Annotated in this window: 20 protein-coding genes, 2 tRNA genes and 7 pseudogenes; 10 read left to right on the top strand and 19 right to left on the bottom strand. The window is 68.3% G+C overall.

Annotation, left to right across the window (positions count from 1 at the left end; translation table 11 throughout):
- Positions 1-48 precede the first annotated feature (48 nt).
- Positions 49-781, bottom strand: a pseudogene (gene istB / locus ACZ1HC_RS08560) (IS21-like element helper ATPase IstB); the annotation flags it as partial.
- 60 nt (positions 782-841) lie between these two features.
- Here istB and tnpA point away from each other — a divergent pair.
- Together tnpA and tnpB are read left to right on the top strand one after the other, a co-directional pair.
- Positions 842-1,237: an IS66-like element accessory protein TnpA gene (gene tnpA / locus ACZ1HC_RS08555; RefSeq protein ID WP_472699017.1), complete on the top strand. Its 396-nt coding sequence runs from the start codon at positions 842-844 to the stop codon at positions 1,235-1,237.
- Positions 1,234-1,584 (top strand): IS66 family insertion sequence element accessory protein TnpB, encoded by a 351-nt coding sequence (gene tnpB / locus ACZ1HC_RS08550; RefSeq protein WP_472699603.1) that lies wholly within the window; start codon positions 1,234-1,236, stop codon positions 1,582-1,584. Before tnpA ends, tnpB begins: the two co-directional genes overlap by 4 nt.
- A gap of 194 nt (positions 1,585-1,778) precedes the next feature.
- Here the strand turns inward: tnpB and ACZ1HC_RS08545 are convergent.
- The 9 genes and pseudogenes from ACZ1HC_RS08545 to gatC form a co-directional block, all read right to left on the bottom strand.
- Positions 1,779-2,977 (bottom strand): annotated as a pseudogene (locus ACZ1HC_RS08545) (IS256 family transposase).
- 147 nt (positions 2,978-3,124) lie between these two features.
- Positions 3,125-3,478 (bottom strand): annotated as a pseudogene (locus ACZ1HC_RS08540) (transposase); the annotation flags it as partial.
- Between the two features lie 114 nt (positions 3,479-3,592).
- Positions 3,593-3,963 (bottom strand): annotated as a pseudogene (locus ACZ1HC_RS08535) (transposase); the annotation flags it as partial.
- A gap of 26 nt (positions 3,964-3,989) precedes the next feature.
- Positions 3,990-4,534: pseudogene (locus ACZ1HC_RS08530) on the bottom strand (helix-turn-helix domain-containing protein); the annotation flags it as partial.
- A 119-nt stretch (positions 4,535-4,653) separates the two neighbouring features.
- Positions 4,654-4,728 (bottom strand) — tRNA-Glu (locus tag ACZ1HC_RS08525).
- Between the two features lie 136 nt (positions 4,729-4,864).
- Complete coding sequence (locus tag ACZ1HC_RS08520; RefSeq protein ID WP_472699602.1) at positions 4,865-5,527, bottom strand: N-acetylmuramoyl-L-alanine amidase; 663 nt, start codon at positions 5,525-5,527, stop codon at positions 4,865-4,867.
- On the bottom strand, positions 5,524-5,943 hold the full coding sequence (locus tag ACZ1HC_RS08515) for a hypothetical protein (RefSeq protein ID WP_472699601.1): 420 nt from the start codon (positions 5,941-5,943) through the stop codon (positions 5,524-5,526). Before ACZ1HC_RS08515 ends, ACZ1HC_RS08520 begins: the two co-directional genes overlap by 4 nt.
- Before the next feature lie 31 nt (positions 5,944-5,974).
- Positions 5,975-7,456: pseudogene (gene gatA, locus ACZ1HC_RS08510) on the bottom strand (Asp-tRNA(Asn)/Glu-tRNA(Gln) amidotransferase subunit GatA).
- Positions 7,453-7,740 (bottom strand): Asp-tRNA(Asn)/Glu-tRNA(Gln) amidotransferase subunit GatC, encoded by a 288-nt coding sequence (gene gatC, locus ACZ1HC_RS08505; RefSeq protein WP_472699600.1) that lies wholly within the window; start codon positions 7,738-7,740, stop codon positions 7,453-7,455. The pseudogene gatA and the gene gatC overlap by 4 nt, the downstream one beginning before the upstream one ends.
- Positions 7,741-7,994: 254 nt before the next feature.
- Between gatC and ACZ1HC_RS08500 the strand changes: the two genes are divergently transcribed.
- A complete protein-coding gene (locus tag ACZ1HC_RS08500) occupies positions 7,995-9,488 on the top strand; it encodes a sensor histidine kinase (RefSeq protein WP_472699599.1) in 1,494 nt (497 codons plus the stop codon).
- Between the two features lie 8 nt (positions 9,489-9,496).
- A complete protein-coding gene (locus tag ACZ1HC_RS08495) occupies positions 9,497-9,853 on the top strand; it encodes a response regulator (protein WP_472699598.1) in 357 nt (118 codons plus the stop codon).
- Positions 9,854-9,970: 117 nt separating this feature from the next.
- Here the strand turns inward: ACZ1HC_RS08495 and ACZ1HC_RS08490 are convergent.
- Positions 9,971-10,047 (bottom strand) — tRNA-Met (locus ACZ1HC_RS08490).
- A gap of 112 nt (positions 10,048-10,159) precedes the next feature.
- Positions 10,160-11,485 carry a glutamate--tRNA ligase gene (gltX, locus tag ACZ1HC_RS08485; protein ID WP_472699597.1) on the bottom strand — a complete coding sequence of 442 codons (1,326 nt, stop codon included), beginning with the start codon at positions 11,483-11,485 and terminating at the stop codon, positions 10,160-10,162.
- A 78-nt stretch (positions 11,486-11,563) separates the two neighbouring features.
- On the opposite strand from gltX, the gene ACZ1HC_RS08480 reads away from it, so the two are divergent.
- Complete coding sequence (locus tag ACZ1HC_RS08480; RefSeq protein WP_472699596.1) at positions 11,564-11,971, top strand: metallopeptidase family protein; 408 nt, start codon at positions 11,564-11,566, stop codon at positions 11,969-11,971.
- Entirely contained in the window at positions 11,968-12,936 is a 969-nt protein-coding gene (locus ACZ1HC_RS08475; RefSeq protein ID WP_472699595.1) for a 1-phosphofructokinase family hexose kinase, read from the top strand. The genes ACZ1HC_RS08480 and ACZ1HC_RS08475 overlap by 4 nt, the downstream gene beginning before the upstream one ends.
- A gap of 57 nt (positions 12,937-12,993) precedes the next feature.
- On the opposite strand, the gene ACZ1HC_RS08470 is transcribed toward ACZ1HC_RS08475, so the two are convergent.
- Positions 12,994-13,320: a DUF6280 family protein gene (locus ACZ1HC_RS08470; protein WP_042251710.1), complete on the bottom strand. Its 327-nt coding sequence runs from the start codon at positions 13,318-13,320 to the stop codon at positions 12,994-12,996.
- A 361-nt stretch (positions 13,321-13,681) separates the two neighbouring features.
- On the opposite strand from ACZ1HC_RS08470, the gene efp reads away from it, so the two are divergent.
- A complete protein-coding gene (gene efp / locus ACZ1HC_RS08465) occupies positions 13,682-14,245 on the top strand; it encodes an elongation factor P (RefSeq protein ID WP_472699594.1) in 564 nt (187 codons plus the stop codon).
- 66 nt (positions 14,246-14,311) lie between these two features.
- Positions 14,312-14,869 (top strand): hypothetical protein, encoded by a 558-nt coding sequence (locus ACZ1HC_RS08460; RefSeq protein WP_472699593.1) that lies wholly within the window; start codon positions 14,312-14,314, stop codon positions 14,867-14,869.
- A 1-nt stretch (position 14,870) separates the two neighbouring features.
- Here the strand turns inward: ACZ1HC_RS08460 and ygfZ are convergent, their stop codons facing one another.
- Both ygfZ and ACZ1HC_RS08450 read right to left on the bottom strand, forming a co-directional pair.
- Positions 14,871-15,596, bottom strand: coding sequence for a CAF17-like 4Fe-4S cluster assembly/insertion protein YgfZ (gene ygfZ, locus ACZ1HC_RS08455; protein ID WP_472699592.1), 726 nt, complete (start codon positions 15,594-15,596; stop codon positions 14,871-14,873).
- Positions 15,593-17,259: pseudogene (locus tag ACZ1HC_RS08450) on the bottom strand (ABC transporter ATP-binding protein). The gene ygfZ and the pseudogene ACZ1HC_RS08450 overlap by 4 nt, the downstream one beginning before the upstream one ends.
- A gap of 267 nt (positions 17,260-17,526) precedes the next feature.
- Here ACZ1HC_RS08450 and ACZ1HC_RS08445 point away from each other — a divergent pair.
- Positions 17,527-18,699 (top strand): pyridoxal-phosphate-dependent aminotransferase family protein, encoded by a 1,173-nt coding sequence (locus tag ACZ1HC_RS08445; protein ID WP_472699591.1) that lies wholly within the window; start codon positions 17,527-17,529, stop codon positions 18,697-18,699.
- A gap of 24 nt (positions 18,700-18,723) precedes the next feature.
- On the opposite strand, the gene copM is transcribed toward ACZ1HC_RS08445, so the two are convergent.
- The 3 genes from copM to ACZ1HC_RS08430 all read right to left on the bottom strand — a co-directional run bounded on the left by copM (position 18,724) and on the right by ACZ1HC_RS08430 (position 21,029).
- Complete coding sequence (gene copM / locus ACZ1HC_RS08440) at positions 18,724-19,098, bottom strand: CopM family metallochaperone (protein WP_472699590.1); 375 nt, start codon at positions 19,096-19,098, stop codon at positions 18,724-18,726.
- A 93-nt stretch (positions 19,099-19,191) separates the two neighbouring features.
- Positions 19,192-19,758, bottom strand: a complete 567-nt coding sequence (gene rsmD / locus ACZ1HC_RS08435) for a 16S rRNA (guanine(966)-N(2))-methyltransferase RsmD (RefSeq protein WP_472699589.1) — start codon at positions 19,756-19,758, stop codon at positions 19,192-19,194.
- A 68-nt stretch (positions 19,759-19,826) separates the two neighbouring features.
- Entirely contained in the window at positions 19,827-21,029 is a 1,203-nt protein-coding gene (locus ACZ1HC_RS08430; protein ID WP_472700815.1) for an NAD(P)/FAD-dependent oxidoreductase, read from the bottom strand.
- A gap of 88 nt (positions 21,030-21,117) precedes the next feature.
- Here ACZ1HC_RS08430 and ACZ1HC_RS08425 point away from each other — a divergent pair, with 88 nt between their 5' ends.
- Complete coding sequence (locus ACZ1HC_RS08425) at positions 21,118-21,603, top strand: redoxin family protein (RefSeq protein ID WP_472699588.1); 486 nt, start codon at positions 21,118-21,120, stop codon at positions 21,601-21,603.
- Between the two features lie 32 nt (positions 21,604-21,635).
- Here the strand turns inward: ACZ1HC_RS08425 and ACZ1HC_RS08420 are convergent, their stop codons facing one another.
- A complete protein-coding gene (locus ACZ1HC_RS08420; protein ID WP_472699587.1) occupies positions 21,636-22,763 on the bottom strand; it encodes a GNAT family N-acetyltransferase in 1,128 nt (375 codons plus the stop codon).
- Positions 22,764-22,766: the final 3 nt, after the last annotated feature.

The raw sequence follows: 22,766 nt of genomic DNA, 5'->3' as shown, positions 1-22,766 counted from the left end.
CCGGTATTTCCATCGAGAAGTGAGCCACCTCTGAGTATGGATGTCGGCTCAGGTTAGGGTCAAGTCGTGATTGTTCTCCTTCTTTTGGCGCGCTGCGGCGGCTGAACTGGCCTTGAAGCGGAAGCTGTCGTTCCCAGTTTCCAGGATGTGGCAGCGATGGGTGAGCCGGTCGAGCAGCGCGGTAGTCATCTTGGCATCGCCGAAGACCGTAGCCCATTCGCTGAAGCTGAGGTTGGTGGTGATCACGACGCTGGTCCGCTCATGGAGTTTGCTCAGCAGATGGATGGAGGAGGATCAGGAAACAGTCCGGGGGACTGTTTCCCCGACGACACAGCGCCCCGCCTGATGCGCTGAATGGCAGATAGCCCAGTTCATCGAGGATCACGAGATCGAGGCGGGTCAGGCTTTCGGCAATCTGCCCGGCCTTGCCCTTGGCCTTTTCCTGTTCCAGACCATTGACCAGTTCGATGGTGGAGAAGAAGCGGACCTTGCGGCGGTGGTGCTCGATAGCCTGGACGCCGAGTGCGGTCGCCGCGTGAGTCTTCCCCGTGCCCGGACCGCCGATCAGAACCACGTTCTGTGCCCCGTCCATGAACTCGCAACGATGCAGTTGTCGCACCGTAGCTTCGTTGATCTCGCTGGCCGAGAAGTCGAAGCCTGAGAGGTCCTTGTAGGCCGGGAAGCGTGTGGCCTTCATGTGATAGGCGATGGAGCGGACCTCGCGCTCGGCCAGTTCGGCTTTCAGCAGCTGAGACAGGATCGGCACGGCTACGTCAAAGGCCGTAACCCTTCGGCGGGGGCCGTCTGACGGGGCGCTGTGGGGGATGATAAGTCCGACCTTATGGTCGACCTTACGTTCACACCCCAGATCGAGATCCTGTCCGCCGAGGACGCGCCGCGGCGGCGGCACTGGAGCGACGCGGACAAGATCCGGGTGGTCGAGGAAAGCCATCGGGGGTCTCGCCAGGTCACCGCGACGGCGCGGCGGCATGGTATCTCGCGTTCACTGCTGACCGTCTGGCGGCGACAGTATCGGAACGGCGAACTTGCGATCGCAAGCGGTCCTGCTTTCGTGCCGGTGAAGATGGCGCCGGACATTGATGCGCAGTCGCCGCGGCAGCCGGCCCCCGACGTCCAGCTCGAGATCGTTCTGCGGAACGGACGGCGCCTGCTCGTGTCCTCGTCGGTGGACCCGGACGCATTAGCCCGGCTCCTGCTGGTTATCGAGGGCCGATGATCGCCTTCCCGGCGGGGGTGCGCGTGTGGATCGCTGGCGGGGTCACCGACATGCGGCGCGGCATGAACACCTTGGCGTTGACGGTGCAGCAGGGTCTGGGGCGCGATCCACATGCGGGCGAGATATTCTGCTTTCGCGGTCGCAAGGGCGACCTGGTCAAGCTGCTCTGGCACGACGGCGTCGGCATGTCGCTCTATACCAAGCGGCTGGAGGCCGGGAAGTTCATCTGGCCGAGCAGCGGCACCGGCGAGGCCGTGCAGATCTCGGCGGCGCAACTCGGCTATCTTCTGGAAGGGATGGACTGGCGCAATCCGCGGTGGACACAACGCCCGACAAAGGCGGGATAATAGTTTGCGAAAGCCCATATTTTGTTGGGCGTTTCGCCAGCTCGAGGTATGCTTCGGGCATGTCCGATACCGCTTCCGAGATTGCCCGACTGCGTGCCGCACTTGCGGCGTCGCAAGCCCGTGCCGAGGCCGCCGAGGATAGTGCCCCAGGGCATGGTGTATGAGCGCCGACCCCCGGAAAGATTAGGGTTCGATCAGGATGCCACGGCGGGCAGCCTGACGTTGGGATTGTCGGTGACGCGGGCGAGCGTTTCAAGGCTCATATAGCGCCGGGCGACGGTCCACTCGTCGTTTGTCTCGAGCATCAGCGCGCCGACGAGACGAATGACTGCATCATCGTTCGGAAAGATGCCGATCACGTCAGCGCGTCGCTTCACCTCGCGGTTCACCCGTTCCAGTGGATTTGTGCTGGCGATCTGAGCCCAGTGTTCGCGGGGGAAGGACATGTAGGCCAGCACGTCGTCACGGGAGGCGTCCATCAGGGCGCCCAGCTTCGACTGCTTCTCACGCAACGCATCCGCGACGATATCCCACTGCTTTTCCGCCTCGGCCTTGGTTTGCCTCGAGCGAAGATCGTCTTCAGCATCGCCGCCATGGCGGTGCGGCTCTTGGCTGGAGCATGGGCCAAGGCGTTGCGCATCCAATGAACCCGGCATCTCTGGTGGGTTGCGTTGAAGACCCGGCGCGCGGCGGCCCGCAGACCCTTGTGGTCGTCGGCGATTACCAGCTTCACGCCGCGCAAACCGCGGTCGGCTAAGGAGCGCAGGAACTTCATCCAGAACGCCTCGGCCTCAGAGAGGCCAGTCGCGACCCCCAGCACCTCGCGCTTGCCATCCTCGTTCACGGCGACAGCGATTATCACGGCATGGCTGACAATCCGCCCGCCTTCGCGCACCTTCAGGTAGGTCGCGTCGAGCCACAGGTAGGGCCAAGCGCCCTCCAACGGACGGCTCAGGAACGCATTCACCCGCTCGTCGATCTCGGCGCAGAGGCGGCTGACCTGGCTTTTGGACATGCCGCCTGCGCCCATGGCCTTGACCAGGTCGTCGACCGAGCGGGTTGAGACACCGTGAACATAGGCTTCCTGGATCACCGCCACCAAGGCCTTCTCGGCTGTGCGGCGCGGTTCCAGAAAGCTGGGAAAGTAGCTGCCCTTCCGGAGCTTCGGGATCTCCAGCGTGATCCGCCCGGCACGGGTGTCCCAATCGCGGTCACGGTATCCGTTGCGCTGAACCTCCCGCAGGGGCGTTCGCGCCCCCTTGGCAGCCCCTGTCCGCGCCTCAACTTCGGCTTCCATGATCCGCTCGGCCGCAAAGGCCAGCATCTCGCGCACGAGATCGCCATCAGCCTGCTTCTCAACCAGCTCGATTAGCGCCATTCTGTCATTGGTCATCGTCGTCTCCATTCCAGGTTTCAGGTCTTGCAACCCAAACCTACTCCGAAGATCGGCGATGACCGCCAGCGTTACCTACGGCCGCGCGCTGCGCTACGCCAAAGGCTCCGCGCGCGGCCTCCTACACCACCACATGGGACACAGCCCCAGGTCGTCGACCGAGCGGGTTGAGACACCGTGAACATAGGCTTCCTGGATCACCGCCACCAAGGCCTTCTCGGCTGTGCGGCGCGGTTCCAGAAAGCTGGGAAAGTAGCTGCCCTTCCGGAGCTTCGGGATCTCCAGCGTGATCCGCCCGGCACGGGTGTCCCAATCGCGGTCACGGTATCCGTTGCGCTGAACCTCCCGCAGGGGCGTTCGCGCCCCCTTGGCAGCCCCTGTCCGCGCCTCAACTTCGGCTTCCATGATCCGCTCGGCCGCAAAGGCCAGCATCTCGCGCACGAGATCGCCATCAGCCTGCTTCTCAACCAGCTCGATTAGCGCCATTCTGTCATTGGTCATCGTCGTCTCCATTCCAGGTTTCAGGTCTTGCAACCCAAACCTACTCCGAAGATCGGCGATGACCGCCAGCGTTACCTACGGCCGCGCGCTGCGCTACGCCAAAGGCTCCGCGCGCGGCCTCCTACACCACCACATGGGACACAGCCCCATCATGCGACAGAGATGGCTGCGCGAAAGGCTGCCCCGATAGCTGGCAATGAACTGAAACTTCACGGCTTTGGAGCCGCGAAGAATTGAGCCGCCTTTTTTAATCCTTCCCTCTCCTCGCGCAATATACGGTTCTCTTTCCGCAGCCGTTCATTCTCGCGCAGAAGATCGGCGTCCCGGTCAGGCACCTTCGCCTCATTGGACATCGTCCGTATCCACTTGCCGAGCGTCGAAAGCCCAACCCCAAGATCAGACGCAACCTGACGTCTCGTCAGACCGCTGGTGAGCGCAACGCGAACCGCATCCCGCTTGAACTCGTCGCCGTGTGTCGCTGCCATATCCTGTCTCCTTTGGTGAGAGCATCGCTCTCAGAAGACCGGAACGAAACCGGGGCAGGTCCGCTCTCGACGTGGCGCTCGCGAAAGCAGGGGTTCAACTTCTCGATGAAGGCAGCCTGTTCAGCCGTCAGTTCGATAGCTGTTTCGGCATTGGCCTGTTCCAGCGCCAGCCAGCGGTCGGACTTCTTGCCCAGGCCCTTCTCGTTGAGATCTTCTGGATCGTGATCGAGGAGACACGAACGCCCTCCAAGGCCAGCATCGCCTCGAACCGGTTGCAGCCATAGGCTGGATGCGCCAGTGCCAATGCCCTGATCCGCTCCACTGTCTCGGGCGGTGTGGTCTGTGAATGGCTCTTGTGGATCGGCGGCAGGTCCTTCAACCCTTCAAACCCCTGCGTCTGGAACCGACGCTTCCATTCGTGGAAGCTGGTCCGGTCAAGCCCGCGCTGACGACAGGCCTCCGCGACATTGCAAAGCTCCTTCGTCCGTTCCAGCACGCTCAGGCGGTGCTGTGCCAGCTTCGTCTCCGGATCGCGCCTGCGAGCCTTCGGAGCCTTCGTTGACTGATCCATGGCCACCTCTTCCTTCCCAAATCAGCACGGAAAGAAGGTCAAGTGAACAGACCACGGCTTTGACAGCGTGGTCCACAAAAGAGATAAGCCGGTGGAAAGCCAATATAATTTTTGAATAGTGGCAGCCCGTAGGGGAGTCGAACCCCTCTTTTCAGGTTGAAAACCTGACGTCCTAACCGATAGACGAACGGGCCACGTTTCCGCGTCACCCTGTCGATCCGGGTGGCGTGGGCGGTGTTTAGGCAAAGCGGCAGAAACGCGCAAGCGGAAATTTCGGGGGCTGCGGAAAAAAATGCGCGAGCTTTGGACGGCCGGCCGGGCTGGCCCTGTTCAGGCGTGATGGGATGGCGCGTGGCGCGCCAGGGCCGCGACAAAGGCCGCGATGCGGCGGTCGCCCTGGTCTTCGGGACCACTGGCCCAGGGGCGGAAGCGCAGGCGGAAGGCAGCCAGGCGGATGGCGTAATCCACCGCCGGATAGCCGATCCGGTCGAGGCTGGGGGCCAGCGGCAGATCCGGCCCCTGCCCCGCCGGCAGCGCCAGCCCCTCGCGCGCAAGCCGGGTCCAGTCGAAGCGCGGGCCGGGGTCGATCTTGCGGCCCGGCGCCATGTCGGAATGGCCGATCACGCCGTCGGCGCCGATCCGCCAGCGGGCCATGATCCCGCGCAGCAGGTCCGCGACCGCGTTCATCTGCCGCAAGGGAAAGGGCCGCTCGCCAGGGTTGGCGATCTCGACCCCGATCGAGCGCGAGTTGACGTCGTCCCGCCCCTGCCAGGATCCCGCGCCGGCGTGCCAGGCGCGCCGGTCTTCGGGGACCAGGGGCTCGGCCCGGCCGTCCTCGTGGACCAGCCAGTGGGCGCTGACCTCGGCCAGGGGGTCGCACAGCCGGGCACGGGCCGCGGCCGTGTCGGCCATCCCGGTGTAATGCAGCACGATCAGTTCGGGACGCTGGCCCCGCCGGTCTCCGTGGTTGGGACTGGGAAAGCCCGCGCTCACAGCGGGGGCTGATTGCCCGGGCGCATGGAGTCGGGCACGATGACCACGGGGGCGTTGACGCGGGGGGCGTTGACGCGGGGGGCGATGACGGGGTCGTTGGCGCGCGGCGGGACCACGGGGACGACAGGGACCACGGGGACGACGGGCACCTGCTTCACGACGCGGACGCGCTTGATGCCCATCGTTGGCGGGATCGGCACCGGGCTTTGGCCCGCGATCTCGGCCCCCGTGGGTGCATAGAAGGGGCGGGCGACCGGGATGGTCTGCGGCGGTTCGGTGGCGGTCACAAGCGCAACCTCGCGCTTGAGAAGGTATTGCCCGTAGCGGGTCGGGCCGAAATTGTAGTTCGGGTTCCAGCCCAGATGTTCGCCACAGCCGGCCAGCGCCAGCACCGAAAGGATCACACAGCCGCGCATCACGCCTCCTGGATATGTCATTGGGGCGACCCTACCACCAGCGATCCGGCTTGGCCACAAATCCGGCAGCCCGTTCCAGGACAAGCGCGTGGTTCAGAAGCTCGCCTTCCTCGAAGGGCTTGCCGAACAGCTGCAGGCCCAAGGGCAGGCCCTGCCGGTCCAGCCCCACCGGCAGGGCGACCCCCGGCAGGCCCGCCAGGTTCAGCGTGACGGTGAAGACGTCGTTCAGATACATCTGCACCGGGTCGCTGCTGTCCAGGGCGCCGATGCCGAAGGCGGCCGAGGGCGTGGTGGGCGCCAGGATCGCGTCGATGCCCCGGGCGAAGGCCTCGTCGAAGTCGCGCTTGATCAGCGCGCGGACCTTGCGGGCGCGGTTGTAATAGGCGTCATAGAAGCCCGCCGACAGCACATAGGTGCCGATCATCACCCGGCGCTGAACCTCGGGGCCGAAGCCTTCGGCGCGGGTCTTCTCGTACATCTCGACGATGCCGTCGCCCTGGGCCAGCCGGGCGCGGTGGCCATAGCGCACGCCGTCATAGCGGGCGAGGTTCGACGACGCCTCGGCCGGGGCGATCACGTAATAGGCGGGCAGCGCGTATTTGGTGTGCGGCAGGCTGATGTCGACGATCTCGGCACCCGCGTCGCGCAGCATCCGGACGCCTTCGTGCCACAGCGCGTCGATCTCCTCGGGCATCCCCTCGACGCGGTATTCGCGCGGGATGCCGATGCGCTTGCCGCGGATGTCGCCGGTCAGCAGGGATTCGTAATCGGGAACCGGGTGGTCCGCGCTGGTCGAGATCCTGCGGATCGACCGATGCCATCGCGCCCAGCATGATCGCCGCGTCGCGCACCGTCTTGGTCATCGGCCCGGCCTGATCCAGGCTCGAGGCATAGGCGATCACCCCCAGCGGCTGACCCGGCCATAGGTGGGCTTCAGGCCGACGATGCCGGTGAAGGCAGCGGGCTGGCGGATCGACCCGCCGGTATCGGTCCCGGTCGCGGCCAGGCACAGATCCGCCGCCACCGCGGCCGCCGACCCGCCGGAACTGCCGCCCGGCGTCAGTTGCCGGTCATCGACCTTCCAGGGGTTCACCGCCGGGCCATAGACGCTGGATTCGTTGGCCGAACCCATGGCGAATTCGTCTTGGTTCAGCTTGCCCAGCATCACCGCGCCGGCGTTCCACAGGTTCTGGGTGACGGTGGATTCGTATTCCGGCCGGAAGCCCTGCAGGATCCGGCTGGCGGCCTGGCTGGGCACGCCCCGCACGCAGAAGACGTCCTTGATGCCCAGCGGGATGCCGGTCATCGGGGCAGCCTCGCCCGACCGGATCCGGGCATCCGCGGCCCGGGCCATCTCGCGGGCCATGTCCGGCGTGCGGTGGACGAAGGCGTTCAGCGCGCCCGCCGCGTCGATCGCCGACAGGCAGGCCTCGGTCAGTTCGGCCGCGGTGGTGTCGCCCTTGCGCAGCGCATCGCGGGCCTCGGCGATGGTCAGCCTGTTCAGGTCGCTCATTCCACCACCTTCGGCACGGCAAAGAACCCCTCGCGCGCGTCGGGGGCGTTGGACAGGATCCGGTCGGCCATGTCGCCGGTCGTCACCACGTCCGGTCGCCGCTTCAGGCGCATCGGGGTGACACCGGTCATCGGCTCGACGCCAGTCACGTCCACCTCGTTCAACTGTTCCATGAAATGCAGGATGCCGTTCAGTTCGCGCGCAAGCGCCGGCAGGGCGGCGTCATCGACGGCGATACGCGCCAGATGCGCGACCTTGCGGGCCTGATCCTCGGTGATCGACATGGGCAGTTTCCTTTCCTTGGCGGCGGGTCTACAACCCCGGACGCGCCCCTGCAAGAACCGCGGGATCGTCCGCCACGGGCTGCCCACCGGCGGCGGGCGCGCCCGCTTTCGGTCCGGGGCATGGCAGGCGACCCTGATCCTGTGGCCCGAAAGGCATCACCCTCAGGCCTTTGCGCCAATTATCGTCGCCGGCGGATTGACGCCCGCCCGTCTTTTGCAGCTATTTTCCGTGAACGAGAATCCCGAGGACCAGCATGACGTCTCCTGCCGAACCCGGAATGGATCCCTTCCACTTCCTGGGCCATGACGGTCCGGTGGCCCGCCTGGTGAAAGAGTTTCCCTGGGGGAAGACCGACCTGGGCCGGGTCGAGACCTGGCCGCAATCGCTCAAGACCGCGACGGCCCTGCTGATCCACTCGCCGGTGCCGATGGTGCTGCTGTGGGGCGAAAAGGGGGTGATGATCTATAACGACGCCTATTCGGGCTTTGCCGGTCATCGCCATCCCGCGCTGCTGGGGTCCAACGTCCGCGAGGGCTGGCCAGAGGTGGCCGACTTCAACGACAACGTCATGAAGGTCGGCCTGGCCGGACGCACGCTGGCCTATCAGGACCAGGAACTGACGCTGCACCGCAAGGGCTATCCCGAACAGGTGTGGATGAACCTCTACTACTCGCCGGTCTCGGACGAAAGCGGCAGGCCCGCGGGGGTCATCGCCGTCGTGGTCGAGACCACCGAGCGCGTCCTGGCCGAGCGCCGCAACGCCGAGGAATTCCAGCGGCTGCAAAGCCTGTTCGCCCAGGCCCCGACCTTCATGGCCATGCTCAGCGGTCCCGACCACCGCTTCACCATGGTGAACCCCGAATACCGCAAGCTGATCGGCGACCGCGACGTGATCGGCCTGCCCGTCCGCGAGGCCCTGCCCGAGGTCACCGACCAGGGCATCTTAGACCTGCTGGACCACGTCCTGACCACGGGCGAGGCTGTGACGCGGACCGCGCAGCGGATCCTGCTGCGATGGCGCAAGCAGGGTCCGCTGGAAGAACGCTTCCTGGATTTCGTCTATCAGCCGATCCGCGACGATGGCGGGGCGGTCGCCCATATCTTCGTCCAGGGGTCCGACGTGACCGAACGGGTGCGGGCGGAACACCACCAGCGGCTGCTGATCAACGAACTGAACCACCGCGTCAAGAACAGCCTGGCCGCGGTTCAGTCGATCGTGACGCAGACCCTGCGCCACGCCACCAGCACCGAGGGCGCCTCGCGGGCCATCACCGCCCGGATCATGGCGCTGTCGGCGGCCCATAACGTCCTAACCCAAGAAAGCTGGGGCAGCGCCGAGCTGCGGACGCTGATCGACAGCGCGATCCGCCCCTTCCGCAGCGGCGACGCCGGGGCCTTCGATCTGCAGGGGCCGGATATGCGGGTGGGGCCCTATGCCTCGATCTCGATCGCGCTGGCGCTGCACGAACTGGGCACCAATGCCGTGAAATACGGCGCCCTGTCCGCGCCCCAGGGCATCGTCCGCATCCGCTGGTCGGTCACCCCGGACAGGCTTTTCGTGCTGGAGTGGATCGAAACCGGCGGCCCGGTCGTTAACAAGAGTGACCATCGCGGATTCGGCTCTCGGCTAATCCTGCAGGTTCTTCCGGCGCAACTGCAAGGCAAGGCGGACATGGAGTATCGGCCCGGCGGCATCGCGTTCACCCTGACGGCCCCGGTCGAAGTGGTCGGCGACCAGCCGGCCTGAGGGACATCATGGCACGCATCCTGATCGTCGAGGACGAAATCCTGGTGGCCATGCTGCTCGAGGACATCGTCACCGATCTGGGCCACGAGCCCGTCGGCCCGATGATGCGCCTGCAACCCGCCCTGGCCGCGGCCGAAGGCATGGACTTCGACTTCGCCATCCTCGACGTCAACCTGGCGGGCCAGCAGTCCTTTCCCGTGGCAGACAGGCTGATGCGGCGGGGCATCCCCTTCATCTTCGCCAGCGGTTATGGCAGGGCGGGCCTGACCGCCGCCTATGCCGGCATCCCGGTCCTGCAGAAGCCCTATGACGCCCAGCAGATCGCCAGCATGATCGCGGCAGGCTCTCGGGATTGCCTGCAGTAAGGCGCCGTCGCGGCGTCTTGCGCCGGATGGCGACGCCACCGGCCCAGGGGAAGACGCGCCGGGCCAAGCCTGATCCGGCCGATGACCGCAGGAGAGGTCGGTTTTTCAGGAAGGCGATGGTAGCGGAGGAGGGATTTGAACCCCCGACACAAGGATTATGATTCCTCTGCTCTAACCAGCTGAGCTACTCCGCCACGGGTGGGGGCGATTTACGGGGTGGCGCCGGGGGCGTCAAGCGGTTTTCGACGCGGAAACGAAAACGCCGCCCGGGGCGGGGCGGCGTCTGCCGGCGCGTCGGATCGCGCGTCAGCCGCGTGCCTTGACGACCTGCAGCAGCGGCATCACCTGCGCCATGTCGGGGCCGTGCGCCTGGCCCGTGACGGCCTTGCGCAGCGGCATGAACAGGGCCTTGCCCTTGCGGCCGGTGGCCTCCTTCACGGCGGCGGTCCATTCGCCCCAGGTCGCGTCGGTATAGGGCGGCGGCGGCAGCAGCGGCATGGCCTGGGCGACGAAATCGGCGTCCTCGGGGTCGATCTGCGGCTCGGCCCCCTGCGAGAAGATCGTCCACCAGTCGGCCAGGTCGTCCAGCGTCGTGATGTTCTGCGAGGCCACGGCCCAGAACCGTTCCGCCAGGCCGTCCGGCACGCCCAGGGCGGCAATGCGGTCGCGCACCGTCGCGAAGGGCAGCGCCTGGTTGCGTTCGCGGGTCAGGGGCCACAGATCCGCGGCATCGAACCTGGTGGGCGAGGCGCCGAACTGCGACAGGTCGAAGCCCTCGGCCAGTTCGTCCAGGGTCATCTTCAGCTCGACCGGCTGGCTGGATCCCAGGCGCGCCATCATCGACAGCAAGGCCTCGGGGGCGACGCCCGCTTCGCGCAGGTCGCGGATCGACAGCGCGCCGATGCGCTTGGACAGCTCCTCGCCCTGGGCGCCGGTCAGCAGGCTGTGATGGGCGAAGGACGGCGGAGTGCCCCCCAGGGCGCGGATGATCTGGATCTGGGTCGCGGTGTTGGTGACGTGATCGGCGCCGCGCACGATGTCGGTCACGCCCATGTCGATGTCGTCCACCGACGAGGCGAAGGTGTACAGCACCTGCCCGTCGGCGCGGATCAGCACCGGGTCGGACAGGCTGGCCGCGTCGATCGAGATGGCGCCCAGGATGCCGTCGGTCCATTCGATCCGTTCCTGGTCCAGCTTGAAGCGCCAGTAGCCCTCGCGTCCCTCGGCCCGCAGGCGGTCGCGGTCCGCCTCGGACAGGGCCAGCCCGGCGCGGTCATAGACGGGCGGCCTGCCCATGTTCAGCTGCTTCTTGCGCTTCAGATCCAGTTCGGTGGGCGTCTCGAAGACCTCGTAGAGGCGTCCGCCGGCGCGCAGCCGGTCGGCGGCCTCGGCATAGCGGTCGAGGCGCAGCGACTGCCGTTCGACGCGGTCCCAGTGCAGGCCCAGCCATTCCAGGTCGCGCTTGATGCCGTCGGCATATTCTTCCTTCGACCGTTCCCGGTCGGTATCGTCCAGCCGCAGGATGAAGGTGCCACCCGCCTTCCTTGCGATCAGGTGGTTGAACAGCGCGGTGCGCAGGTTGCCGACATGGATGTGGCCCGTTGGCGAGGGCGCGAAGCGGGTGGTGGTCATGGCCTGTCTCCTGTTCGCCTTGCTCTTTCACAGACGGCGATTCTTGTCCATATCAGGGCCGGTATGCAGGAGAAGCGGATGACCGACTGGAAAGACATGACCGCGCCAGACGCCGCCCGGATCGAGGCGATGGCGCGCGAGGCTCTGGCGGCCCTGCCCCCCGAGTTCGCCGCCCATGCCCAGGGCATCACCATCCACGTGGCCGAATTCGCCCCCGAGGAGGTGCTGGACGAATTGCAGATCGACGATCCGTTCGACCTGACCGGCATCTACGACGGCATACCTCTGACCGAGAAATCGGTGTCCGACCAGCCCGCGCAGCCCGACATCATCTGGCTGTACCGCCGGCCGCTGCTGGACGAATGGGCCTCGCGCGGGAATGTCACGCTGGGGGAACTGGTGGCCCATGTCGTCACGCACGAGATGGCGCATCATTTCGGCTGGTCCGACGACGACATCGCCAGCATCGACAGGTGGTGGGAATGACCGCCCCCGCCGCGGCGGACCAGGCGCCGATCCTGACGGTCACGCTGAACCCGGCGCTGGACCTGTCCACCGCGGCGGACGAGGTGCGGCCCGAACTGAAGCTGCGCTGCGACAAGCCGGTGGCCGATCCGGGCGGCGGAGGCATCAATGTCAGCCGCGCCATCAAGAACATGGGCGGCCAGTCGATCGCCATGGTGGCGCTTGGCGGCGCCACCGGAACCCGCATCGCCGAGATGCTGAAGGCCGACGGGCTGTCGGTCGTGCGCCTGACGGCCCCCGGCGAAACCCGGCAGTCTCTGGCGGTCACCGACCGTTCGACCGGCGGGCAGTACCGCTTCGTCCTGCCCGGCCCGGAATGGCACAAGACGCATGTGGCCGACATGACCCAGGCCATCGCCGAGCGCGCGCCGCCCGGCGGCTGGGTGGTGGTGTCGGGGTCGAACCCGCCCGGCGTGCCCGCCGGGTTCGAACAGATGCTGACGGTGCGGCTGAAGAACAGCGGGGCAAGGCTGCTGGTGGACACCTCGGGCGAGGCGCTGCGGGTGCTGGCCGGGTCGTCGACCCCTGTGGACGTGCTGCGCATGGACAGCCACGAGGCCGAGGAACTGGCGGGCCGCCCCCTGCCCGCCCGAGAGGACAGTGCGGCTTTCGCGGCGGGGCTGGTCAAGGACGGCGCGGCGCGGTCGGTGATCGTGGCGCGCGGCGCGGACGGTTCGGTGATCGCAGGGCCGGAGGGCGCCTGGCACGCGGCGGCGACACGGGTCAAGGTGGTCAGCGCGGTCGGCGCCGGCGACAGCTTCGTGGCAGGCTTCGTGCTGGCCATGGCGCGCAACTGGCCGGTCGAGGAAGCGCTGGCGCTCGGCGCGGCCGCCGCCTCGGCCGCGGTGATGACGCCCGCCACCGAACTGTGCCACGCGGCGGACGTGGAACGCTTCTATGCGGGACGGGTCATCACCCGCCTCTAGGCGGCAGGAAAAAGCCGCCCCGAAAGGCGGCTTGCTTCCGGCATCAGGGGTCCGGGATCAGGCGGCTTCGGCTTCCTCGGCCTCGGCGGCCATGCGGCGCTCGCTTTCCTCGCGCGACAGCGCGACCGAGGTGCGCACACCCTTCGAGACGAACTCCATCAGGCCCTTCACCACCCGCTCGTTGGGGTCGATGCCCGCGCAGGACAGCACCTCGCGGCCATCGCGCGACCGCGCCCAGCGGGCGATCTGTTCGGGGCCGTTGCCGTATTTCTTGTCATCTGCAATCGCATCGTCCAGCGCGGCCAGCACCACGGCTGCAAACAGCTTGCGGGCCCGCTGACCCTGTTCGAAATTGAAAGCCGATCCGTCGACAAAATCGCGCATATCGTTCGTCCATCTTCTTGGGCCGCAAGGTCAAGGCGGCCGTGTGGGAGGCGTGATGCCAACCCATCGTTATTGTTTCCGTTTCCATGACGGTTCTGCTGCTTAGCCCAGATGCCCGCCGATTCGTTATTCCCCAGGCCGCATATCAGCCATGCAACCTGGGCATGTCGTGTAAAAAACAGGTGAAATCTTCAATTACGCCCTGCTTTTCATGTCGCACGACACCGGCCTGCGCCTTGACAACACCGCAAAAGCCTTTTGGTTGCCTCGGCCACAAGGCCCCGATATAGGGGCGCCACAGCGCCGTTCAACGACGAACAGCAGTTATTCCCAGAACCCGAAGAACCCCAAAAGGTTTCCCATGCCCAAGATCAACGGCAACGAAATCCGCCCCGGCAACGTGCTGGAGCATGACGGAGGCCTGTGGGCCGCCGTGAAGGTCAGCCACGTCAAGCCCGGCAAGGGCGGCGCCTTCGCCCAAGTCGAGCTGAAGAACCTGCGCGACGGCCGCAAGCTGAACGAACGCTTCCGCAGCGAGGACAAGGTCGAGCAGGTCCGGCTGGAACAGAAGGACCAGCAGTTCCTGTACGAATCCGACGGCAAGCTGGTCTTCATGGACAGCGAGACCTTCGAGCAGACCGAACTGGACGCGGACCTGCTGGGCGACCGCCGCCCCTTCCTGCAGGACGGCATGACCGCGACCATCGAATATTACGGCGACGAGGCGCTGTCGGTCTCGATCCCGCAGAAGGTCACCTGCACCGTCGCCGAGACCGAGCCGGTGGTGAAGGGCCAGACGGCCGCCAACAGCTACAAGCCGGCGATCCTGGACAACGGCGTGCGCATCATGATCCCGCCCTTCGTCGGCGAGGGCGAGAAGATCGTCGTCAACACCGAGGTCTTCGAATACAGCGAACGCGCCTGATCGCGTCAGCCATCCCGCGCCCCGGCCCGCCCGGGGCGCGCGTCCCCGCCGCAGGACCGGTCCGCCATGACGCCCCGACAAGCCACCGCCGACGATCTGGCCCGCGCCCTGCCCCATGTGCTGGCAGCGCCCAAGGACGATGCGCCGGCGCTGATCCTCTGCTTCCGGCCGGGCTTCAACCAGCGCCGCTTTCCCGGCCGGCTGACCCTGACCCGCGACCAGGGCATCCCCGGCGAACGCTGGCGCACCGCGCCCTGGCTGCGGCTGGCCGACGGATCGCCCGATCCGCGCATCCAGGTCTCGATCCTGCCCAGCCGGGTGATGGATGCCGTCTGGCTGGACCGCGAGAACAGCCCCCATCCCGGCGACACGATCGTCTGCGACCTGGACACCAGCCACGCGAACCTGCCCGCGGGCAGCCTGCTGCAGGCCGGGACGGCGGTGCTGCGGGTGTCGGATGTCTTCAACGACGCCTGCGTCAAGTGGAAGGTCCGCTACGGCACGGCCGCCAAGGACTGGATCACCGCGCCGGGCCACCCGGACCTGCGCCTGAGGGGCATCCTGTGTTCCATCGAACGCGACGGCGAGATCGCCCTGGGCGACCCCATCCGCAAGCTGCGCTGACCTAGTCGGCGGCCAGGCGCGCCTCGGCCGCCAGCATGTCGGGACCGATGCGGTCGAAGCGGACATGGGCCAAGGCGCGGCCGCCGGACTGGGTGAACAGGGTGCCCACCTCCTTGCCGTCGCTGCCGGTGATCGGCGTGCCGATGGGCGCATGGCCGTCGATCCGCAGCCGGGTCAGGCCCTTGCGCAGGTCGGTCTTGTGCTTCATGCGGGCCGTCACCTCCTGCCCGACATAGCAGCCCTTGCGGAAATCGACGCCGTGCAGGCGCTCGAAGCCTGCCTCCAGGATGAAGGTCTCGTTCGGGATCAGTTCGACCAGCGTTTCGGGAATGACATGCTCGACGCGGATCGCGTCGAAATCCGTGCCGTCGCCGCCGCCCGTCCCGCCGTAAAGCCGCCAGCCCAGCGCCGGGTGGCGCGGATCTGCGATGGCGCCCTGGGGCGCGGGGCCGGTGCCGCGCGCCACCGTCATCGCCACGGGCTCGATCCCGACGCGGGACCGCAGCCTGTACATCGTCAGCCGGCGCAGCAGGTCCGGGGCCAGGCGCGCGTCCACGTCGATCAGCAGCGCGTCGTCGCCGGGCAGGATCAGGAAATCCGCCAGATACTTGCCCTGCGGCGTCAGCAGCGCGGCCCAGCAGGGCGCCCGGGTCACGTCGTTGCTGACCAGGCCCTGCAGGAAGGACAGGCGATCCTCGCCGGTGACGCGGATGATCTGGCGGGTCATGGGGCTTCTCCGAATTGCAGGGCGACAAGGCGGGCATAGGCGCCGCCCCGGGCCATCAGGTGTGCATGGCTGCCTTCCTCGACAACCCTGCCCTGTTCCATCACCACGATCTTGTCGGCGTTGCGGATGGTGGACAGGCGGTGCGCGATCACCAGGGTGGTGCGCCCTTCGGACAGCGCCTCCAGGGCCGCCTGCACCAGCCGTTCGCTGGCGGTATCCAGCGCGCTCGTCGCCTCGTCCAGAAGCAGCACGGGCGCGTCGCGCAGGATGGCGCGGGCGATGCCGATGCGCTGGCGCTGCCCGCCCGACAGGGCCGAGCCGCGCGGCCCCGCCCGGCTGTCCAGCCCCATCGGCATGGCGTCCACGAAATCGCTGACATGGGCCGCCTCCATCGCGCGGCGCAGGGCGGCCTCGTCCGCATCGGGGCGCCCCATCAGGATGTTGTCGCGCAGGGTTTCGTCGAACAGCGCCGAATCCTGCGCCACGGTCGAGAACTGGTCGCGCAGCACCCCCAGGTCGAAGTCCTGGACCGGAACGCCCCCCAGCGTGACCCGCCCCCGGTCGGCATCGACCATGCGGGTCAGCAGGTTGAACACCGTGGACTTTCCCGCCCCCGACGGCCCGACAAGCGCGGTCGTCCGCCCGGCCTCGGCCACGAAGGTCAGGCCCTGCAATACCGGCTTGTCGTCATAGGACAGCCAGACATCCTCCAGCCGGATGGCGGTGTCGGGGGGCGGCTGCCTGCGCGTGCCCGACCGGATGCGCGAGCGCGTGTCCAGGACCTGATAGACCCGCTCCAGACTGGCCGCGGCCATCTGCCAACTGCCTGCCAGCCCGCCCAGCCGCCGCATTGGCTGGAAGGCCAGGGCCAGCGCGGTGAAGAAGGACATGAAGTCGCCGACGCTGCGCGTGCCTTCCATCACCTCGCGCCCGCCCAGCGCCAGGACGGCCACGAAGCCGATGCCGGTGACGATGTCGGTCAGCGCCGGGACCAGGCTGCCCATCGCCGCGACCTTCACCTCGGCCTGGCGGATGCGGGCGACGATGGCGGCGAAGCGGCGGGTCTGGGCGTCCTCGGCCCGGTTCAGCTTGATCGAGACGATGCCGTGCATCACCTCGTCCAGGCGGGTGGCGCGGGCACTGGCGTTGGCGCGGTTCTGGCGCACCTTGCGGCGGATGTATCGCTGCACCATCGCGGCCGGCAGGATCAGGATCGGCGCGCCGATCAGCGCGGCCAGGGTCCAGGTGGGGTCGATGCTGACCGCCACCGCGAACAGCATCACCAGCGAGATGGCGTCCCGCGTCGCGCCCGTGATGAGGGTGGCCCAGACGCCCTGGACCGCGATGGTGTCGCCCTGGATCCGTTCGATCATCGCGCCGGGGGGTTCTGCTGGAAGAAGCGGCCGTCCAGCGTCATGATATGGGCCAGCAGGTCGCGCTGCATGGTGGTGGAAATCCCCAGCGAGATGCGCGACAGCAGCGACCGGCTGGCGATCAGGGTGACGGCGCGCAGCAGGAAGATCCCCATGATCGCCCCGCCGACCCACCAGATCGCGTCCTGGTCGCCGCCCACGAAGACCCGGTCGAACAGCGGCTTCAGCATCCACGAGATCAGCGCCAGCGTGGAGCCCTCGAGCGTCATCAGGATGAAGGCGCCGGCCATGCGGCCGCGATGGATGCGCAGATAATCGCCCCAGAAGCGGCGCAGCAGGCGGGTGGCGCTGGGATGCGCTGGGGACGACGATGTCACGGGCGGCTGCGTCCTTCGGTCCTGTCCGGTCTGCCAGAGCCTTAGCCCGACCCGGCCCGCCGCGGCAAGGCGCGCGGCAAGGCGCGCGGCAGGGCACGCGGCAGGGCACGCGGCAGGGCGTTGACCTTCGTCCAGCCGGGGACTAGCGATCTTGCAGCATGTGAAGGGAAGATGAACGCCATGAGCCTTGCCGCCGGCCGCCCCGTGATCGCCATTCCCGGACCCTCGCCCGTCCCCGACAGGGTTCTGCGCGCCGCCCACCGCGCCTCGCCCGACATCTACGGCGAGGAACTGGCCGAACTGAACCTGTCGGTCATGGCGCAGTTGAAGCGGCTGGCGGGCACGCAGGCGAACCTGGCGCCCTATATCGGCAACGGCCACGCCGCCTGGGAGGCCGCGGGCGCCAACATCTTCAGTTCCGGGGACCGGGCGCTGGCGCTGACCTCGGGCCATTTCGGGCGGTCCTGGGCCCAGCAGATGGAACAGATGGGCGTCGCGGTCGAACGGCTGGACTTCGGCAGCCTGCCCGCCGACCCCGACATGCTGGCCCGCCGCCTGGCCGAGGACAAGGCCGGCGCGATCAAGGCGGTGATGGTCTGCCAGATCGACACCGCGACCGGCGTGATGGCCGACATCCCGGCCCTGCAGGATGCGATGGGCGATCACCCGGCGCTGCTGGTGGTCGATGCGATCGCCTCGCTGGGCTGCGCGCCGATGATGATGGACGACTGGGGCGTGGACGTGCTGATCTCGGCCAGCCAGAAGGGCATGATGTGTCCGCCCGGGACCTGCTTCGTGTGGTATTCCGACAAGGCGGCGGCGCGCGGGCGCACGCAGTTGACCACGCCCTACTGGGACTGGCACGCCCGCGCCCATGCGGAGGCGCTGTGGCGCTTCTGGGGCGGCACGCCGCCGGTCCAGCAGATCTTCGCCCTGGACGAGGCGATGCGGATGATCCTGGACGAGGAAGGGCTGTTCGCGGTCTGGGCGCGGCACGCGGCGCTTGCCCGGGCGACCTGGGCCGCGGCCGAGGAATGGGGCCAGGGCAATCCCGCCATCCGCCTGTCGGTCGCGGATCCGGCGGCGCGGGCCTCGTCGGTCACGGCGATGCTGCTGCCCGGCGCGGATGGTCTGCGCGCCTGGACCGCCGCCCATTGCGGCGTCACCCTGGGCGTCGGGCTGGGCGCGGAACAGCCCGAGAACGCGCTGCGCGTGGCCCATATGGGCCACGCCAACGCGGCGATGATCCTGGCCGCGCTTGGCGCGATGCAGGCGGGCATGGCGGCGCTTGGCATCGCGCATGGCGCGGGCGGCCTGGATGCCGCCGCCCGGGCGCTGGCCGAGCCCGCCTAGGGCGGGTCCGGCCGGCGGCGGGCTTTATTCCGCGTGACCGTGCCGGGCCAGCCAGTCGCGCATCATGGCTATTTCGGCCTCCTGGGCGGCGATGACCTCCTGGGCCAGCTTGCGGATCTCGGGGTCCTGGCCGTGGTCCAGGACGACCCTGGCCATGTCGATCGCGCCCTGGTGATGGGGGATCATGCCGCGGACGAAATCGACATCGGCATCGCCGGTCAGTTCCGTCGGCATGTCTGCGTGCATCCTGTCCATCGCGCCCTGATAGGCTTGCGCGGCCTCGCCCGGGGCGTCGTGCCCGGCGTGGCCGCCATGGGCGCTGTCCTGGGCCTGCGCGCCGAAGGCCAGGGCGAACAGGATCGGGGTGAGGGCCAGGCCCCTGCGGATGTTCTTGTTCATGAAGACCTCGCTGTCACGATTGCCGGTGCAGGATGCCGCGGCCGCGCGTCGAGGGGAAGCGCGCCTGTCGTCACATCCCCGGTACCCGGCGCTTCAGCCGGCGGGCAGCCGGGCCAGCGTCACCAGCGTGTCGCCGTAGCGCCGCTGGTCGAGGGGGACCAGCGGCGCCGGTATCAGGGGCGGGCGGCCTTCCTCCCAGACGATGACGGCGCCGGGGGCGATCCAGCCCCCCGCCAGCGCCGCGCGGATGGCCTGTTCCCCCAGCCCTTTCGCATAGGGCGGATCGAGAAACACCAGGTCGTGGCCGCCCTCCCGGCAGGCCCCCAGCCGCGTGGCGTCCTGGCGCAGCAGTCGCGCCGCGGCCTCGGCCCGGGCCCTGGCGATGTTGCCGCGGATCAGCGCCTGCGCCGTGGCGCCGTCCTCGACGAAGGTCACGGCAGAGGCGCCCCGCGACAGCGCCTCGAGCCCCAGGGCCCCGGTGCCAGCGAACAGGTCCAGCACGCGCGCGCCGGGGACCGGGTTGCCGTGGGTGCCGTTGACGAGCAGGTTGAAGATCGATTCGCGCACCCGGTCGGTGGTCGGGCGCAGATGCGCGGCCCTGTCGCCCGCGCCGATCTCGGCCAGTTTCAGGCCGCGCAGGGTGCCGCCGACGATCCTCATGATTGCGTCCCGCGGCGGCGGGGGCGTCGCCCCCGGACCCCCCAGGGTATTGGGACAAAGAAGAAGCCTCATGCGAGCAGCGCCCTGAGGTCGGCCGCGGCGGGGATGGCGGCGGGATCGGGGCTGCGGCCGGCCTCGATCAGGCGCTTGCCGATCATGTAGGCGCGCGCGTCGTTCAGCGCGTCCACGGCGATCAGGCGGTCCTGGCGGAAATACCAGACCGAGCCGCCGTGGCGGCCGTCGCCCGGCCGCGTCACGATGCGGTCATGGCCCGCGCCCAGGCCGGCTATCTGCAGCTTGGCGTCGAACTGGTCCGACCAGAACCAGGGCCTCGGGTGATAGGGCCGGCCCGCCTCCAGGATGTTGTCCGCCACCGCCTCGGCCATGTCGATGGCGTTGCCGACGCTTTCCAGCCGCAGGCGTTCGCCCGCCCAGGGAAAGCTTGCGCAGTCGCCCGCGGCCCAGATCGCCGGGTCCGAGGTCCGGCCCGTCGCGTCGGTGGCGACGCCGTTGTCCAGCACCAGCCCCGCGGCCTGCGCCAGGCCGGTTTCGGGCAGAACCCCGATGCCCGTCACGATCAGGTCGGCGGGCAGGTGGCGCCCGTCGGTCAGCGCCACGCCGCCGGCGCGGTCCGCGCCGGTGATGCGGGAAATGCCGGTGGCCTCCAGGATCTCGACCCCGTGGGCGCGGTGCAGGTCGCGGATCATGTCGGCGGTCTCAGGGGCGGCGACCCGGCCCAGGATGCGCGGCGCGGATTCGATCAGCGTGACGGACAGGTCCAGCTTGCGGGCGACCGCCGCGGCCTCGAGCCCGATATAGCCGCCGCCGATCACGATCAGGCGCCGGCCCGGCTGCATCCCGGGCGCCAGGGCATCCACATCCGCCAGGGTGCGGATGGCGTGGACGCCCGGCAGGTCGCCCCCCATCGCGGCGGGCAGGCGCCGGGCCCGGGCGCCGGTGGCCAGGATCAGCGCGTCGTAGGACAGCCGGCCCCCGGTGGTGGAGAGGATCCGCGCCTGGGGGTCCAGGACGGTCACCGTCTCGTTCAGGCGCAGGGCGATGTCCTGGTCCACCCACCATTCGGGCGCGCGCAGCGTCAGGCGGTCCAGGCCCATCTGCCCCAGAAGATAGGCCTTGGACAGCGGCGGGCGCTGATAGGGGGCCACGGGTTCCGCGCCGACCAGGGTGATCGGGCCGCGGTGGCCCCCCGCCCGCAGCCGCGCCGCGGCCGACGCGGCCGCCTGCCCTGCCCCCACGATCACGATCCTCATCGTCATTCCCGCCTGCTGCGGCCCGCTGGCCTGTCGTTGCCGCGCAGCCTATAGTCGCCGCGAATCCGTTGCAATTCAGGAGGACCGCATGACCATCGCCGTCGGAGACAAGCTGCCCCAGGGCAAGCTGCTGCGCGTGGGCGCCAATGGCCCCGAAGCCGTCGATACCACCGAACTGTCCCAGGGCCGCGTCGCCCTGTTCGGGGTGCCCGGCGCCTTCACCGGCACCTGCACCAACGCCCACATGCCCAGCTTCGTGCGCAACGCCGACGCGTTCCGGCAAAAGGGCGTCAGCCGCATCGTCTGCGTGACCGTGAACGACCCCTTCGTGGCCGATGCCTGGGCCAAGTCCACCGGCGCCAAGGACGCGGGGATCGAGGTCATGGCCGATGCCGACGGCCGCCTGACCCGCGCGCTTGGCCTGAACTTCGACGCGCCGGGCGCGGGGTTCTTCGGCCGCTCCAGACGCTATGCGGCCTTGCTGAACGACGGCACCTTCGAGGCGATCGACGTCGAGGACAGCCCCGGCCAGTGCGGCGTCAGCGCCGGCGAGGCGCTGCTGGAAAAAGTCTGAGGATCCGACCGGCGGGCCATGGCCTGCCGGTCCTAGCCCCGGCGGAACGGCGTGAAATCGGCAAGCGCCTCGATTTCCTCGCCCATCGCGTCGCGCTCGCGGTCAAGGTAATCGGCCAGGGCGCGCCGGAAGCCGCCGTCGGCGACCCAGTGCAGGGAATGGGTGGCGACGGGTTCGTATCCGCGGGCCAGCTTGTGTTCGCCCTGCGCGCCGGCCTCGACCCGGGACAGGCCACGGGCGATGGCATGGTCGATGGCCTGGTGATAGCACAGTTCGAAATGCAGGAAGGGATGATCTTCCAGGCAGCCCCAGTAGCGGCCGTAGATCGCGTCCGGCCCCAGGAAGTTCAGCGCCCCGGCGACGGGCCGGCCATCGCGTTCGGCCAGCACCAGCAGGATGTCGTCGCGCATGGTCTGCTGAAGGCAGTCGAAGAAGGCCCGCGTCAGGTAGGGGCGCCCCCATTTGCGGCTGCCGGTGTCCTGGTAGAAGGCCCAGAAGGCGTCCCAGTGATGCGGCTTCAGGTCGTCGCCCGTCAGGTGCCGGATGGTGCCGCCGAAGCCCTGCGCGCGGGCACGTTCCTTGCGCAGATCCTTGCGCTTGCGCGAGGACAGCGCCCCCAGGAAATCGTCGAAGCTGGCGTAGCCCCGGTTCAGCCAGTGGAACTGCTGGGTCACGCGGGGCAGGAAGCCTGCCGCCTCGCCCAGTTGCGCCTCGGTTTCGGTGCAGAAGGTGACATGCACCCCCGATGCGCCGGTGCGTTCGGCAAGCCGCGTCATCCCCGCCAGCAGCGCCTGGCGCAGGGCCGGGTCGGGGGCCAGCAGCCGCGCGCCCGTGGCCGGCGTAAAGGGCACCGCCGCCTGCAGCTTCGGATAGTAGCGCCCGCCCGCGCGCTGATAGGCCTCGGCCCAGGCGTGGTCGAAGATGTATTCGCCCTGGCTGTGCGACTTGGCGTAAAGCGGCGCGGCGGCGACCACCTTGCCGTCCTCCTCCAGCGTCACGTGCAAGGGCTGCCAGCCCGTCCCCCGCCCGACCGATCCCGATGCCTCGAGCGCCAGCAGGAAGCGGTGGCTGGTGAAGGGATTGGCGTCGCCCAGCCCGTCCCAGATCTGGGCGGGGATCGACGCGATGCCGGAATGGGTGGAGAGGGTCAGCGTGCTCATGCC

Source organism: Paracoccus sp. BR5-17, assembly GCF_055693925.1.
This window is presented reverse-complemented; position numbering and strand designations above follow the sequence as displayed.

Excerpts from the sequence above, each read along its gene's own strand:
- ACZ1HC_RS08480 (WP_472699596.1), top strand. The coding sequence starts at position 11,564 with ATGACCGACTGGAAAGACATGACCGCGCCAGACGCCGCCCGGATCGAG.
- ACZ1HC_RS08425 (WP_472699588.1), top strand. The coding sequence starts at position 21,118 with ATGACCATCGCCGTCGGAGACAAGCTGCCCCAGGGCAAGCTGCTGCGC.
- ACZ1HC_RS08475 (WP_472699595.1), top strand. The coding sequence starts at position 11,968 with ATGACCGCCCCCGCCGCGGCGGACCAGGCGCCGATCCTGACGGTCACG.
- ACZ1HC_RS08515 (WP_472699601.1), bottom strand. The coding sequence starts at position 5,943 with ATGCGCGGCTGTGTGATCCTTTCGGTGCTGGCGCTGGCCGGCTGTGGC.
- copM (WP_472699590.1), bottom strand. The coding sequence starts at position 19,098 with ATGAACAAGAACATCCGCAGGGGCCTGGCCCTCACCCCGATCCTGTTC.
- tnpB (WP_472699603.1), top strand. The coding sequence starts at position 1,234 with ATGATCGCCTTCCCGGCGGGGGTGCGCGTGTGGATCGCTGGCGGGGTC.
- ygfZ (WP_472699592.1), bottom strand. The coding sequence starts at position 15,596 with ATGACCCGCCAGATCATCCGCGTCACCGGCGAGGATCGCCTGTCCTTC.
- ACZ1HC_RS08500 (WP_472699599.1), top strand. The coding sequence starts at position 7,995 with ATGACGTCTCCTGCCGAACCCGGAATGGATCCCTTCCACTTCCTGGGC.
- ACZ1HC_RS08445 (WP_472699591.1), top strand. The coding sequence starts at position 17,527 with ATGAGCCTTGCCGCCGGCCGCCCCGTGATCGCCATTCCCGGACCCTCG.
- ACZ1HC_RS08495 (WP_472699598.1), top strand. The coding sequence starts at position 9,497 with ATGGCACGCATCCTGATCGTCGAGGACGAAATCCTGGTGGCCATGCTG.
- efp (WP_472699594.1), top strand. The coding sequence starts at position 13,682 with ATGCCCAAGATCAACGGCAACGAAATCCGCCCCGGCAACGTGCTGGAG.
- rsmD (WP_472699589.1), bottom strand. The coding sequence starts at position 19,758 with ATGAGGATCGTCGGCGGCACCCTGCGCGGCCTGAAACTGGCCGAGATC.
- ACZ1HC_RS08460 (WP_472699593.1), top strand. The coding sequence starts at position 14,312 with ATGACGCCCCGACAAGCCACCGCCGACGATCTGGCCCGCGCCCTGCCC.
- gatC (WP_472699600.1), bottom strand. The coding sequence starts at position 7,740 with ATGTCGATCACCGAGGATCAGGCCCGCAAGGTCGCGCATCTGGCGCGT.
- ACZ1HC_RS08470 (WP_042251710.1), bottom strand. The coding sequence starts at position 13,320 with ATGCGCGATTTTGTCGACGGATCGGCTTTCAATTTCGAACAGGGTCAG.
- gltX (WP_472699597.1), bottom strand. The coding sequence starts at position 11,485 with ATGACCACCACCCGCTTCGCGCCCTCGCCAACGGGCCACATCCATGTC.
- ACZ1HC_RS08420 (WP_472699587.1), bottom strand. The coding sequence starts at position 22,763 with ATGAGCACGCTGACCCTCTCCACCCATTCCGGCATCGCGTCGATCCCC.
- tnpA (WP_472699017.1), top strand. The coding sequence starts at position 842 with ATGGTCGACCTTACGTTCACACCCCAGATCGAGATCCTGTCCGCCGAG.
- ACZ1HC_RS08430 (WP_472700815.1), bottom strand. The coding sequence starts at position 21,029 with ATGAGGATCGTGATCGTGGGGGCAGGGCAGGCGGCCGCGTCGGCCGCG.